At 73.4% G+C, this 12,795-nt stretch carries 10 protein-coding genes; 6 read left to right on the top strand and 4 right to left on the bottom strand.

Annotated elements, in window-relative coordinates; all coding sequences use genetic code 11:
- Positions 1-21: 21 nt before the first annotated feature.
- A complete protein-coding gene (locus GB864_RS04790; RefSeq protein ID WP_160423211.1) occupies positions 22-978 on the top strand; it encodes a DMT family transporter in 957 nt (318 codons plus the stop codon).
- Positions 979-1,045: 67 nt separating this feature from the next.
- Positions 1,046-1,762: an alpha/beta fold hydrolase gene (locus GB864_RS04785; RefSeq protein ID WP_160423210.1), complete on the top strand. Its 717-nt coding sequence runs from the start codon at positions 1,046-1,048 to the stop codon at positions 1,760-1,762.
- 194 nt (positions 1,763-1,956) lie between these two features.
- On the opposite strand, the gene pip is transcribed toward GB864_RS04785, so the two are convergent.
- Positions 1,957-3,051: a prolyl aminopeptidase gene (gene pip, locus GB864_RS04780; RefSeq protein ID WP_160423209.1), complete on the bottom strand. Its 1,095-nt coding sequence runs from the start codon at positions 3,049-3,051 to the stop codon at positions 1,957-1,959.
- 126 nt (positions 3,052-3,177) lie between these two features.
- Between pip and GB864_RS04775 the strand changes: the two genes are divergently transcribed.
- From GB864_RS04775 to GB864_RS04765, 3 genes are all read left to right on the top strand, one after another.
- Positions 3,178-4,188 carry a malate dehydrogenase gene (locus GB864_RS04775; RefSeq protein ID WP_160423208.1) on the top strand — a complete coding sequence of 337 codons (1,011 nt, stop codon included), beginning with the start codon at positions 3,178-3,180 and terminating at the stop codon, positions 4,186-4,188.
- Between the two features lie 375 nt (positions 4,189-4,563).
- Complete coding sequence (locus GB864_RS04770; protein WP_160423207.1) at positions 4,564-6,177, top strand: sugar transferase; 1,614 nt, start codon at positions 4,564-4,566, stop codon at positions 6,175-6,177.
- A gap of 61 nt (positions 6,178-6,238) precedes the next feature.
- Positions 6,239-6,445 (top strand): adenosylcobinamide-GDP ribazoletransferase, encoded by a 207-nt coding sequence (locus GB864_RS04765; protein ID WP_160423206.1) that lies wholly within the window; start codon positions 6,239-6,241, stop codon positions 6,443-6,445.
- 140 nt (positions 6,446-6,585) lie between these two features.
- Here GB864_RS04765 and GB864_RS04760 read toward each other — a convergent pair whose 3' ends face one another.
- Both GB864_RS04760 and GB864_RS04755 read right to left on the bottom strand, forming a co-directional pair.
- A complete protein-coding gene (locus tag GB864_RS04760; RefSeq protein WP_160423205.1) occupies positions 6,586-8,715 on the bottom strand; it encodes an acyl-CoA dehydrogenase family protein in 2,130 nt (709 codons plus the stop codon).
- Between the two features lie 226 nt (positions 8,716-8,941).
- Positions 8,942-9,373, bottom strand: a complete 432-nt coding sequence (locus GB864_RS04755) for a hypothetical protein (RefSeq protein WP_160423204.1) — start codon at positions 9,371-9,373, stop codon at positions 8,942-8,944.
- A 247-nt stretch (positions 9,374-9,620) separates the two neighbouring features.
- Between GB864_RS04755 and GB864_RS04750 the strand changes: the two genes are divergently transcribed.
- Positions 9,621-10,889, top strand: coding sequence for a TetR/AcrR family transcriptional regulator (locus GB864_RS04750; protein WP_160423203.1), 1,269 nt, complete (start codon positions 9,621-9,623; stop codon positions 10,887-10,889).
- On the opposite strand, the gene recQ is transcribed toward GB864_RS04750, so the two are convergent.
- On the bottom strand, positions 10,876-12,795 hold a 1,920-nt coding region (recQ, locus tag GB864_RS04745), incomplete at its 5' end, for a DNA helicase RecQ (protein WP_236778890.1). The two genes, GB864_RS04750 and recQ, sit on opposite strands and share 14 nt — an antisense overlap.

Raw genomic sequence — 12,795 nt, 5'->3', positions numbered from 1 at the left:
AGATTGTGTAACGATGTGCGCATGCGCTCGATCCTCGCCGTGCTCCTCGCCGCCGTCTGCTTCGGCACCACGGGCACCGCCCAGGCCCTCGGACCCGATGCCGGAGCGATCTCGATCGGCGCCGCGCGCATCCTCATCGGCGGTGCGGCGCTCGCGGCGATCGCCGGCATCGGCCTCGCCCGTCGTCGCGGCCGCGGCGAGGCGGCACCGGGGGTCGGCCGCCCGGCGCACCGCCTCCGGGCGTTGCCGACGTGGCTCCTGCTCGTCGCCGGCGCCGCCGGCGTCATCGCCTACCAGCCGACGTTCTTCGCCGGCACCTCGATCAACGGCGTCGCGATCGGCACGGTCATCGCGCTCGGTTCCGCGCCCGTCATCACCGGCCTGCTCGACTGGGCGGTCGCCGGCCGGCGGCCCGGCGGGGCGTGGGCGATCGCCACCGTCGTCGCGACGCTCGGGGTCGGGATGCTCGCCGCCGCGGGCGGCAGCAGCGCGGGCGGCGACCCGCTCGGCATCCTCGCCTCGCTCGGCGCGGGCGCCTCGTACGCCGTCTACACGATCGCGAGCAAGGAGCTCATCGAGCGCGGCTGGAGCCCGAACGGCGCGATGGGCGGCATGTTCGGCCTCGCCGCGGCGGGCTCGCTCCCGATCCTCCTCGCGACGGATGCCTCGTGGCTGGCGACCCCCGACGGCCTCACCGTCGCCCTCTGGCTCGGGCTCGTCACAACGACGCTCGCGTACGTGCTGTTCGGCGCCGGGCTCAAGGGACTCGCTCCCGCGACCGTCTCCACGCTCACCCTCTCGGAGCCGCTCACCGCCTCGCTCCTCGGCCTCCTCCTGCTGCACGAGCAGCTCACGGCGCTCGAGTGGGCGGGCCTCGCGACGATCGCCGCGGGCCTCGTCGTGCTCGCCCTGGCCGCCTCCTCGCGACCGCCGCGTCCGAGCGAGGCCGAGCGGACCGCGATCGCCGACCCGCTCTGAGGACCCGCCGGGCGTGGACCGGCGCCGCACCCGCGGCGATGTCGGCGCTCCCCGCTAGCTTCGCCGCATGGACGTCATCCTCATCCCCGGCTTCTGGCTCGACGGCGACTCGTGGAGCGCGGTCGTGCCCGCGATCGAGGCAGCCGGGCATCGCGCGCACCCCGTGACGCGACCCGGGCTCGAGTCGGTCGACGCCGACCGCAGCGGGGTCACGCTCGCGTCGACGATCGCGTCGATCGTCGACCTCGTCGACGGCTTCGACGTCCCGGTCGTGCTCGTCGGCCACTCCGGCGGCGGACCGATCGCCCAGGGCGTCGCCGATGCCCGGCCCGACCGCGTCGCCCGGCTGATCTTCGTCGACTCCGGTCCGCTCGTCGACGGCGGCGTCATCAACGACGAACTGCCGGTCGTCGGCGACGCGGTGCCGCTGCCCGACTGGTCGCTCTTCCTCGACGACGACCTCGTCGACCTCGACGAGGGCCTCCGCGCCGAGTTCGCCGCCCGTGCGATCCCCGAGCCGCTGCATGTCGCGATCGACCCGCTCGTGCTGCGCGACGCGCGCCGGTTCGACGTGCCGGCGACGGTGATCGCGTGCGAGTTCCCGACGTCGCAGCTGCTCGAGTGGCTCGAGGCGGGCGTGCCGTTCACGGCCGAGCTCGCGAACCTCCGCGACGTCGCCTACCGCGACCTGCCCACGGGGCACTGGCCGCAGTTCACCCGGCCCGCGGAACTCGGCGCGATCATCGGCGAGGAGGCGAGCCGCCCCGCCGGCGTGCAGGCCTGAGCCGCCCGGATCCGAGCCGTCCGGCCCGCGACGCCTGCGGCTGGAATGCCGAGCCGCCGAGCCGTCAGGCCGAATCGCTTCCCGTCAGCCGACCCCCGGCGATCGGGCCGCCCCGCTGCTGCTCCGGAGCGACCCGATCGTTCCGGGGAGCTGCGACACCCGCCGGCGAACGGGCACCGCGCTGTTCCCGGTCGTCACGCCTGCTCCGACGTGCCGTCCGCACCGTCGGCCTCGACCGACGGGGTTCCCTGATCATGCCGTGAATCCGGCGCCGGCGCGACCGTCGCCGGGCCGGCGGCCTTCGGACCGCCCGCGTCGGCGGGGTCCGGACCGAACTCCGCGAACCGATCCGTGGCCGTGATGAGCGCATCGAGGATGCCCGGCTCGTCGAACGCGTGCCCGGCGTCGGGCACGGCGATGAACTGGGCTTCGGGCCAGGCGGTGTGCAGGTCCCAGGCCGTCATCATCGGCGTGCAGAGGTCGTAGCGCCCCTGCACGATCACCGCCGGGATCGCGCGCAGGCGATCCGCATCGCGGATGAGCTGCCCCTCGTCCCACCAGCCGCCGTGCCGGAAGTAGTGGTTCTCGATGCGGGCGAACGCCGTCGCGTACTCCGGCGAGGTGAACCGCGCGATCGTCTCGGCCTGCGGCAGCAGGGTGATCGTCGAGGACTCCCAGCGCGACCACGCGATCGCCGCGGGCTGGTGCACCGACGGGTTCGGGTCGTCGAGCAGCCGCCCGTACGCCTCGATGAGGTGGGCGCGGTCGCCGTACGGGATCGGATCGAGGAAGTCCTCCCAGAGATCCGGGTAGATCGCCGAGGCTCCGCCCTCGTAGAACCAATCGAGCTCGGCCCGGCGCAGCGTGAAGATGCCGCGGAGCACGAGCTCGGTCACCCGCTCGGGATGCGTCTCGGCGTACGCGAGGGCGAGCGCGGAGCCCCACGACCCGCCGAAGACCTGCCATCGGTGGATGCCGAGGTGCGCGCGCAGCCGCTCGAGGTCGGCGATGAGGTGCCACGTCGTGTTGCTCGAGAGGTCGGCTTCGGGCTCGCTCGCGTGCGGGATGCTGAGGCCGCACCCGCGCTGGTCGAAGAGCACGATCCGATACCGCTCGGGGTCGAACAGCCGACGGTGGGCCGGGCTCGTGCCCGCCCCGGGGCCGCCGTGCAGGAAGACGACGGGCTTGCCCTCGCGGTTGCCGGACACTTCCCAGTAGATGTGCTGTCCGTCCCCCACGTCGAGCATTCCCGTCTCCAACGGCTCGATCTCCGGATACAGCTCTCGCATGGGGGAACGCTAGCCGCGCGCCGCGCGCGCCTCCGAGTGCCGCGCCGACCCGTGTAACCGGATGTGCCGGTCGACCGGATCCCGCAACACCGCTCGATCCGGGATTCCGACGCGTAGGCTCGGCCCATGGCAGCCACGCGTCCGGTCACCATCGCGATCACCGGTGCCGGCGGACAGATCGGGTACGCGCTCGCGTTCCGCATCGCCGCCGGCGACCTCCTCGGCCCCGAGACGCGGGTGCGCCTGCGGCTCCTCGAGATCCCGCAGGGCGTCCGCGCCGCGGAGGGCACGGCGCTCGAGTTGGAGGACGGGGCCTTCCCCCTCCTCGAGGCGGTCGACGTCACGACCGACGCCGAGCGGGGGTTCGACGGCGTCGAGCACGCCCTGCTCGTCGGCGCGAAGCCGCGCGGCCCGGGGATGACGCGCGCCGACCTGCTCGGCGACAACGCCGCGATCTTCGTCGCCCAGGGCGCCGCGCTCAACGCCGCGGCCGACGACGCGGTGCGCATCACCGTCGTCGGCAACCCCGCCAACACCAACGCCCTCATCGCGAGCGCCCACGCCCCCGACATCCCCGCCTCGCGCTTCAGCGCGCTCACCCGGCTCGACCACAACCGCGGCCTCGCCCAACTCGCCAACGCCGTGGACGCCCGCGTCGACGAGCTCGACGGGTTCGCCGTCTGGGGCAATCACTCCGCCTCGATGTTCCCCGACGTCTCCCGTACGACCGCACGCGGCGACCGGGTCACGGGCATCCTCGGCGCTCGGCTCGGCGGACCGGACGGCGTTCGGGAGTGGCTCGTCGACACGTTCATCCCCCGCGTCGCGAACCGCGGCGCCGAGATCATCGAGGCGCGCGGATCCTCGTCCGCGGCCTCCGCCGCGAACGCGACGATCGACCACGTCCGCGACTGGAGCCTCGGGAGCACGGGCACGACCTCCGCGGCCGTCCGCTCCGACGGCGCTTACGGGATCCCCGCCGGCGTGTTCGCATCGTTCCCGGTGCACGCGATCGACGGCGAGTGGGTCGTCCAGGAGGGGTTCGAGCCGGACGCCTTCGCGCGCGATCGCATCGACGCCTCCGCGGCGGAACTCGTCGCCGAACGCGACGCAGTGCGCGCCCTCGGCCTGCTCTGAGCCGCGGGTCGCGGACCGCCGGGCCGCGGCGATCCGCGACGAACGGCGCGAATCGGACCCCGTCCGAGCGCGGCCGACCGGCACCGACGGGCGTGTCCCGACGCTCCTCCGCGAACCGATATGCTCATGGGTTGCCCGGTGCTGCCCCCCGCTCTGGGGGAAGACCGGGATGAAACCCGACGGTACCGTTTCACGCATGGAGTCGACCCCTCGACTTCGGCGAAGTCGCCTTCGACTCCGCCGACCAGAGGTCGCTCCGAAGACTGGACCACGCATGCTCCCCCACCCCACCCCTCGCGCCGCCCTCGGCGACGCTCAGGCTGCCTGCCCGGCGGCCCCGGGCCGAGCTGCCGTACGGGCTTGGAAGGGTCGGGAATGAGCACTGCGGAATCCCTCGCCGGCGCACCCTCCATGGTGGCGCCGCTCGTCGCCGCGCCGCCCTTCGTCGCCGCGCCCCCGAGGAGCGCCGCCGCCCCGGTGGCCGAGCCCGCCGTCGAGGCGCCCCTCGCGCCGGTCATCCCCTTCGACCAGCCCGCGCGTTCCGGGCGCGCCGGCGGACACGGCCGGCACGCCGTCTCCGCGCTCCAGCGCACCCGCCGCGGTTACCGCGTGCGCACCGCGCTCACCGACTTCGTCGCGATCGTGGGGGCGGTCGCGGCGGGCATCCTCGTCGAACTCGCGTTCGGGGCGGCGACCACGCCGCTCTCGATCGAGGTCGGCGCGCTCCTCGTCGTCGTCTCGATGTCCGCACTCGCGGTCGACGGGGTGCGACAGGGACGTCGTGGCACGCAGGCCGGCGACGCCGCCGAGTACCGCGGCGCCGCCCTCGCCCTCGGCCTCGCGTTCGGCATCACGGCGTTCGTCGTCGTCCTGACGCCCGCCGATCCGCCTCGTCTGCTCGTCGGCGTCTCCGCGACGCTCGCGATCGGCGGGGTGCTGACCGGCCGCTTGGCCTGGGCGAGCTGGTTCCGGCGCACGCACGCGGGCGCGGTCCGCGCCGGTGCGCTCCTCGTCGGCGACCGCGCGGACGTCCTCGCGACCGCCGGTCGACTCCTCGCGGACCACGGCGCCTTCCGCGTCCTCGGCGCGGTGCTCGACGACGGCGACGACCGCGCCGGACTCCGGGTCGACGGGCTCACCGTCCCCGTCGTGTGCGGCTCCTCCGGCCTGGTCTCCGCGGCCCGATCGATCGGCGCCGACACCGTCCTCGCGGTCGGCGGTGCCCGGCTCGCCGACGCACGGTCGCTGGCGTGGCAGCTCGAGGGCAGCGGGCTGCGCTTCGCGCTCGTCGGCGGCGTCGACGGGATCGCACCGCACCGCATCCGGATGCGCCCCCTCGGCGGCCCCGAGGGCCTCGACCTGCTGCACGTCGACGTCGCCGAGCACCGCGGGGCGCTCCACGTCGTCAAGCGCACGCTCGACCTCATGGCGGCCTCGGTCCTGCTCCTCCTCGCCGCTCCGGTGCTCGTCGCGGTCGCGATGTTCGTCGCCGCCGACGGCGGTCCGGTGCTCTACCGGCAGCACCGCATCGGCCGCGACGGCCGCGGCTTCGACATGCTGAAGTTCCGCTCCATGGTGCCGGACGCCCACCTCCGCAAGCACGAGCTCGTCGAGCGCAACGACGCCGCCGGTCTGCTCTTCAAGGTCAAGGACGACCCGCGGGTGACCCGCGTCGGCAAGTTCCTCCGCCGGCACTCGCTCGACGAGCTCCCTCAGCTCTGGAACGTCGTGCGCGGCGACATGAGCCTCGTCGGCCCGCGCCCGCCGCTGCCCGACGAGGCAGTCCACTACAGCGACCGGGATCGACGCCGCCTGCTCGTGCGACCCGGCATGACCGGCCTCTGGCAGGTCTCCGGCCGCAGCGACCTCGGCTGGGACGAGAGCATCGCCCTCGACCTCTACTACGTCGAGAACTGGACGCTCCGCTACGACCTCGGGCTGCTGCTGCGCACCGTCCGCGTCGTGGTCGACGCCGACGGCGCGTACTGAGTCGCACGGCCCGAGCGGCGCACTCGGCCGACTCGAAGGCCGTCCGGCCTAGGCTGTGCCCATGCCCGCGCGTTACCCCGATTCCCAGCCGAACCCCGTACGGAGCCAGCTCATCGCCGGCCTCGTGGTCGGCATCATCGTCGGCGCCGGCGTCTGGCTCTGGACCGGCTTCTGGCCCTGGTTCGTCGCGGGCATCGTGCTCGGCGTCGCCTACGGCATCATCACCGGCCGCGCCGAGGCCAAGAAGCGCCCCGACGACGACGAGTGATCCCGCGAGGCATCCGCCCGGTTCCGGATGCCGCGCTGCCGCCGACCACGATCGCGGCGCCTCCGGCGACCCCGGCGGCGGCCCCCGGAACGCCGAACGGGCCCGTCGCCGAGGCGACGGGCCCGTTCGAGTGAGCGCGCTTACTTGCCGGCGGCCTTCGCCGCGGCCCGCTCGGCGGCCTTGCGCTGCTTGACGAGCACCTTCTCGTCGAGGGGCGCGTCGCCCGAGGAGCGGAGCGCGGCGTAGTACGCGCGCGCCTCGTCCTGGCGGGCGGCCTCGTTGCCGGAGGCGTTCGCCGCTCGCAGGTGCTCGGGGCCGTAGCCGAACGCGTCGACGAGGTCCTGGGCGTGCGGGCGGAGGCCGGCGATGAGACGGTCGACCTCGGCGGTCACGGCGCGGCCGCGACGGGTCGACAGTCGGCCGTTGACGGCGTACCAGGCCAGGTGCGACTCGATGAGGCCGAGGCCGAAGAGGCGGTGCAGGCGACCCACGATCTGCTTCGTGCCGGCATCCGTCACGTTCGCGAGGCCGCGTGTGAACGCGTCGAACTGCAGCAGTTCGGCGTAGGCGCGACCGGCGGCGATGAGCTCGTTCTGGTTGCGGCTGAACTCGGCGGACTGCACGGCCTTCGACTCCCGGCGCACCTTGTTGAGGCGGCCAGCGATGCCCTCGACCATGGTGTCGACGCGGTCGGCGAGGAGCGAGCGGATCGCCGCGGCGTCGAACGAGGACGCGGCACGGGTCGATGAGCCGAGGTCCGCGGCGTTCTGGCCGAGACGCTTGAGGCCCGAGCCGTTGACGAGGTTCGAGCCGATCTGCCCGGCGATGATCTTCGCGGGCCCCTCGGACTTGAAGCGCTTCGCGTAGTCGGTGAGCAGGCGCTTGCCGACGAGCTGGAGCAGCACGTTGTTGTCGCCCTCGAAGGTGACGTAGACGTCGAGGTCCTGCCGGAGTCCCACGAGCCGATTCTCGGCGAGGAAGCCCGAGCCGCCGAGGGCCTCGCGGGCCTCCTGCAGCGTGTCGAGCGCGAACCACGTCGAGAGCGGCTTGAGTGCCGCGGCGATCGTCTCGAGGTGCTCGCGGTCGGCCTCGGTGTCGGTCTTGCCCGAGAAGACGCCGTCGAACTTCACGAGGAACTCGTCGTGGGCGAAGATCTGCGCGTACGTCGTCGCGATCCGCGGGATGAGGCGGCGCTGGTGGCGGCCGTAGTCGAGCAGCACCTCCTCGTCGGTCTCGCTCGCCGCGTTGAACTGCCGGCGCTGGTTGCCGTAGGTCACCGCGATCGCGAGCGCCATCGCCGAGGCCATGGTCGAGGCGCCGTCGAGGGAGACGCGGCCCTGCACGAGCGTGCCGAGCATCGTGAAGAAGCGACGGCCGGGGCTCGCGATGGGGCTCGTGTAGTCGCCGTTCGCGTCGACGTCGCCGTAGCGGTTGAGGAGGTTGTCGCGCGGGATGCGGACGCCCGAGAAGTGGAGGCGGCCGTTGTCGATGCCGTTGAGGCCGCCCTTGAGGCCGTCGTCCTCGCCGCCGACGCCGGGGAGGAAGTCGCCGTGCTCGTCGCGGAGCGGCACGTAGAAGCAGTGCACGCCGTGGTTGACGCCCTTGGTGATGAGCTGGGCGAAGACCGTCGCATCCTTGCCGTGCAGCGCGGCGTTGCCGAGGTAGTCCTTCCAGGCGCCGCGGAACGGGGTGTCGATGACGAACTCGTCGGTCGCGGGGTCGTAGGTCGCGGTGGTGCCGATGGCGGCGACGTCGGAGCCGTGGCCCGTCTCGGTCATGGCGAACGCACCGGGCGTCTCGAGCGTCATGATCGAGGGCAGGAACTGCTCGTGGTGCTTCTCGGTGCCGAGGTGGAGCACTGCGGCGCCGAAGAGGCCCCACTGCACGCCCGACTTGATCTGCAGGCTCGGGTCGGCGACGACGAGCTCCTCGAAGGAGGCGATGTTGCCGCCGTGGTCGTCCTTGCCGCCGAGCGCGACGGGGAAGGCCCGCTGCACGGCGCCCTCGTCGACGAGGATCTTGAGCTGGCCGAGCACGCGCTCGCGGTGCTCCGCCATCGACTGACCCTCGATGCGCTGCAGGTCGGGCCGCGCGGCACGGGCGCGGGCCTCGAGCCGCAGGTCGGCCCAGGTGCCGAGCAGCTGGCGTCCGAGCGACGCGGTGTCGACCCGCGGGCCGCTCGCCCGGGGATGGTTGACGTGGGAGATCGCAGGGCGGGCCGCCGGGGTGGGGGCGCTCGCGGTGTCGGGACGTGCAGCAGTGTCGACCATCGTCGGTGATCCGCCTTCCGTAGCGGGTGGAAAAGGGGGTGAAGTCCTCCTTGCACGCTACGTCCGCCGTGCGAACCCGCGGGAACGGTCGGTTCCGACCCTCCAAAGGGCGCTCGGACCGTCCCGATCGCCATTGTGGGCGCCGCACAATTCAGGGGTGCGACGACGTTGGGTTCCGCACAAGCCGCAGCGCGTCCGTGCGTCGGCTCATCCGCGCGTCACGGCGTCAGCGACTGGGCTCGTTCGGCGAGAGTCCGGCGAACCAGCGGCTCGCCTCGCCCATCCAGAGCAGCAGGATGATCGCGATGCCGAGCAGGATGCTGAGCCCCTCGCTCCAGATCGCGGCGGGGTCGACGGCGATGCGCCAGATCGACGCGCCGATGGCGAGCACCTGGATCGCGGTGACGGCGAGTCGGGCGACCGGGTTGCCGCGCACGAGCCCGAAGGCGAAGACGAACGCGAGGATGCCGACCAGCAGCGTCACGACGGCGAGCGCGACGATCGTGCCCGCCCCGCCGAACCCCTCCACGACGGAGTCGACCCCGAGCAGGGCGAACAGCAGGATGGCGGCGACGATGTCCATCGCCGCCGTGAGCCAGGTGAACGCCGCGACGAGCGTCACCCCGAAGGGTCGGACGGGTCGGAGCTGATCGGTCATGCGTTCCCCCTCACGCGCGTCCTCGCATGCTAGCGTCCCCGGTCGCCCGGGTGCGCGATCGGGTCCGGAAGCCGCTTCCCGCGGCATCGCGACGGGCGGGCCGGACGATCGGCAGGAAATCGGCGGCCCAATGCGGACCGCTCGGTAACATTGTCTGCGGCGCCGACGCGGGCGCAGACGTGGCTCTCCGCAAGGACCCGAATGCGGCCGTGACTTTCCCTCCCCGATCGAAGGAAGTGGAATCGGAATGCCTGGAGCGACGTCTGCCCCCGCGGGTCGGCCGGCCACCGCGGCGATCGATCTGCGCCGCGTCCGCGGTGAGCGGACGCGAGCCCGCATCCTCGACGCGGCCCATGAGCTCTTCGTGCAGCACGGCGTCGGCCCGGTCGCCCTCCGCGACATCGCCGCGCGGGCGGGACTCTCGCATCCGGGCCTCCAACGCCATTTCGCCTCCAAGGACGCCGTGCTCGACGCCCTGGTCGATCGCATCGAGGCCGAGAGCCGCTTCGACGGCGACGTCGGCCGGTTCGACCCCGCGCGCCTCGTCGCTCAGGCCGAACGGAACGCGGCGGTCCCCGGCTATCTCGAGCTCTTCACCCGCCTCGCCGGCGCGGGCACGAGCCCGAACCACCCCGCGCACGAGCGCTTCGCCGCACGGTATCGCGGCATCGTCGACGTGTTCGCGACGGTCTACGCCCGATCCGACGCACCCGCCGGGCTCGAGCCCGTCGCCGAGGCGCGACGCCAGGTCGCGGTGTGGGACGGATTCCAGCTGCTCGCGCTCCATGCTCCCGGCCGCCTCGACGTCCCGCGGGCGATCGCTCGGCACGTCGCCTCGCTCGACGGCCCGGCACCCGCGGCGGCACCGCGTCTCCCGCGCGAGCTCGTGCCGCTGCGGAGCATCCTCGTGCCCGACGCCGGCTACGCACCGGGCCGCGCGCAGCGGGCGAGGATCGTCGCCGACGCGGCCGCGCGCTTCGCACGGACCGGCTACTACGGCGCCTCGCTGCGGGAGCTCGCCGCCGACGCGGGCATCCCGAAGTCGACCCTGCTGCATCACTTCCGCAGCAAGGAAGCCCTGCTCACGGCCGTGCTCGAGAGCCGCGACCGCGACATCGTCGAGGACGCCGGTTCCGAGACGGCGACGGCGCGCGAGGCGTTCGCCCGCATCCGGCCGAGCGCCGAGCACGCGCAGCAGGAGCGCGGCGGTCTCATCCGGCTCTACGTGCTGATGGCCGCGGAGTCGACCTCCGCGGAGCATCCGGCGCACGCCTACTTCGAGCGACGATTCGCGAGCAGCCTCGACTTCTTCGGCTCCCTCTTCGATCGCGTCGCGGCCGAGGACGGGCTCGACCTCGACTCGGACTTCGAGGCGCTGCGCCTCGTCGCGCTCTGGGAGGGTCTGCAGCTCCAGTGGTGCTACGACCCCGCCCTCGACGTCGGCGCGCTCCTCGAACTGCACCTCGGCGTCGTGCTCGGGGCGCCGGGCGCAGCGGGCATCCTCAGTTCGACGTGACGACCTCGATGAGCTTGGCGCCGTAGGCGTCGCGCTTCTTCTCGCCGATGCCGGTGATGCCGGCGAGGGCGTCGAGCGAGGCGGGCCGTTCCAGTGCGACCGCACGCAGCGTCGCGTCGCCGAAGACGATGTAGGCCGGCACGCCCTGCTCCTTGGCCTCCGCGGCGCGCCACGCGCGCAGCGCCTGGAACAGCTCCTCGGCGGCCGGGTCGAGGTCGGCACCGGCGGTCGCCGCGCTGCCCGACCTGGAAGACCCGCGCGAACGGGCCGGTCGATCGGCGTCGACGCGGAACGAGACCGTGCGGTCGCCGGAGAGCACCGCCGCCGCCTCGTCGGTGAGCGTGATCACGCCGTACTCGCCGACCGTCTGCAGGATGCCCTGGGCGAGCAGCTGCCGCACGACGCCCCGCCACTGCGCGTCGCTCAGGTCGGCGCCGAGGCCGAACGTCGCGAGCCGGTCGTGGCCGTACTGCGTCATGCGCGCCGTCTGCTTGCCCCGCAGGATGTCGACGAGGTGCCCGGCGCCGAAGCGCTGACCGCGCTCGCGCTGGAGCCGCACGATCGTCGAGAGGAGCTTCTGCGAGGGCACCGTGCCGTCCCACGACGCCGGCGGCACGAGGCACGTGTCGCAGTTGCCGCACGGCGTCGAGCGCTCCCCGAAGTAGCCGAGCAGGTTCTGCCGACGGCAGTCGACCGTCTCGCACAGCGCGAGCATGGCATCCAGGTGGGACTGCATCCGGCGCCGGTGCGCGAGATCGCCCGGCGACTCGTCGATCATGCGGCGCTGCTGCACGACGTCCTGCAGCCCGTACGCGAGCCAGGCGGTGGCGGGCAGCCCGTCGCGGCCCGCACGCCCCGTCTCCTGGTAGTAGCCCTCGACGGACTTGGGCAGGTCGACGTGGGCGACGAAGCGCACGTCGGGCTTGTCGATGCCCATGCCGAACGCGATGGTCGCGACGACGACGACGCCCTCCTCGCGGAGGAAGCGGTCCTGCGTGCGCCGGCGCACCTCGGGCGGCAGACCCGCGTGGTACGGCACCGCGTCGATGCCGTGCTCGGCGAGGTAGGCCGCGTACTTCTCGGTGCTCGCCCGCGAGAGCGCGTAGACGATGCCCGGCACGGGGTTGCCCTCGGCGTCGCGCCCCTCGCTGCGCACGAACTCGAGGAGCTGGCGGCGCACTTCCGCCTTCGGCGAGATGCGGTACTGGATGTTCGGGCGGTCGAAGCTCGAGACGTAGTGCTCGGCGCCGCCGAGGTGCAGCCGCTCTGTGATCTCGCGGTGGGTGGCCTCGGTCGCCGTCGCGGTGAGCGCGATGCGCGGCACGTCGGGCCAGCGCTCGGCGAGGTCGCCGAGCGCGAGGTAGTCGGGTCGGAAGTCGTGGCCCCACTGGGCGACGCAGTGGGCTTCGTCGATCGCGAAGAGCGCGACCGTGCCGCCCTCGAGGAAGCGCTGCACGGCGGGGTTCGAGAGCCGCTCGGGCGCGATGTAGAGCAGGTCGAGCTCGCCCGCGAGGTACGCGCGTTCGACGTCGGCGCGCTCGTGCGGCTGCTGCCCGGAGTTCAGGTACGCGGCGCGCACGCCATTGCGCACGAGGGCGTCGACCTGGTCGTGCATGAGCGCGATGAGCGGCGAGACGACGACGCCCGTGCCCTCGCGCAGGAGCGCGGGGATCTGGTAGCAGAGGCTCTTGCCGCCGCCGGTGGGCATGAGCACGACGGCGTCGCCGCCGCCCGCGACCTGCTCGATGGCGGCCGCCTGGTGCCCGCGGAACGCGTCGTACCCGTAGACCGAGTGCAGCGCCTCGAGGGCGGTCTCGAAACGGGCGGGTGCGGCCCGGCGCGCCGCCCGGGCGGGGGCGGGGGCGGATGCCCGGCTCGGCGCCGAGGATGCCGGAGCGCGCCCGGC

The sequence above is a fragment of the Agromyces seonyuensis genome, assembly GCF_009789225.1.
GTDB lineage: Bacteria > Actinomycetota > Actinomycetes > Actinomycetales > Microbacteriaceae > Agromyces > Agromyces seonyuensis.
Note: the sequence above shows the minus strand (reverse complement) of the source record. Positions and strands in the feature narration are given on the sequence as shown.

Coding starts and splice junctions, on each gene's coding strand:
- GB864_RS04765 (WP_160423206.1), top strand. CDS start 6,239: ATGCCCGCGCGTTACCCCGATTCCCAGCCGAACCCCGTACGGAGCCAG.
- pip (WP_160423209.1), bottom strand. CDS start 3,051: ATGCGAGAGCTGTATCCGGAGATCGAGCCGTTGGAGACGGGAATGCTC.
- GB864_RS04760 (WP_160423205.1), bottom strand. CDS start 8,715: ATGGTCGACACTGCTGCACGTCCCGACACCGCGAGCGCCCCCACCCCG.
- GB864_RS04790 (WP_160423211.1), top strand. CDS start 22: ATGCGCTCGATCCTCGCCGTGCTCCTCGCCGCCGTCTGCTTCGGCACC.
- GB864_RS04750 (WP_160423203.1), top strand. CDS start 9,621: ATGCCTGGAGCGACGTCTGCCCCCGCGGGTCGGCCGGCCACCGCGGCG.
- GB864_RS04775 (WP_160423208.1), top strand. CDS start 3,178: ATGGCAGCCACGCGTCCGGTCACCATCGCGATCACCGGTGCCGGCGGA.
- GB864_RS04770 (WP_160423207.1), top strand. CDS start 4,564: ATGAGCACTGCGGAATCCCTCGCCGGCGCACCCTCCATGGTGGCGCCG.
- GB864_RS04755 (WP_160423204.1), bottom strand. CDS start 9,373: ATGACCGATCAGCTCCGACCCGTCCGACCCTTCGGGGTGACGCTCGTC.
- GB864_RS04785 (WP_160423210.1), top strand. CDS start 1,046: ATGGACGTCATCCTCATCCCCGGCTTCTGGCTCGACGGCGACTCGTGG.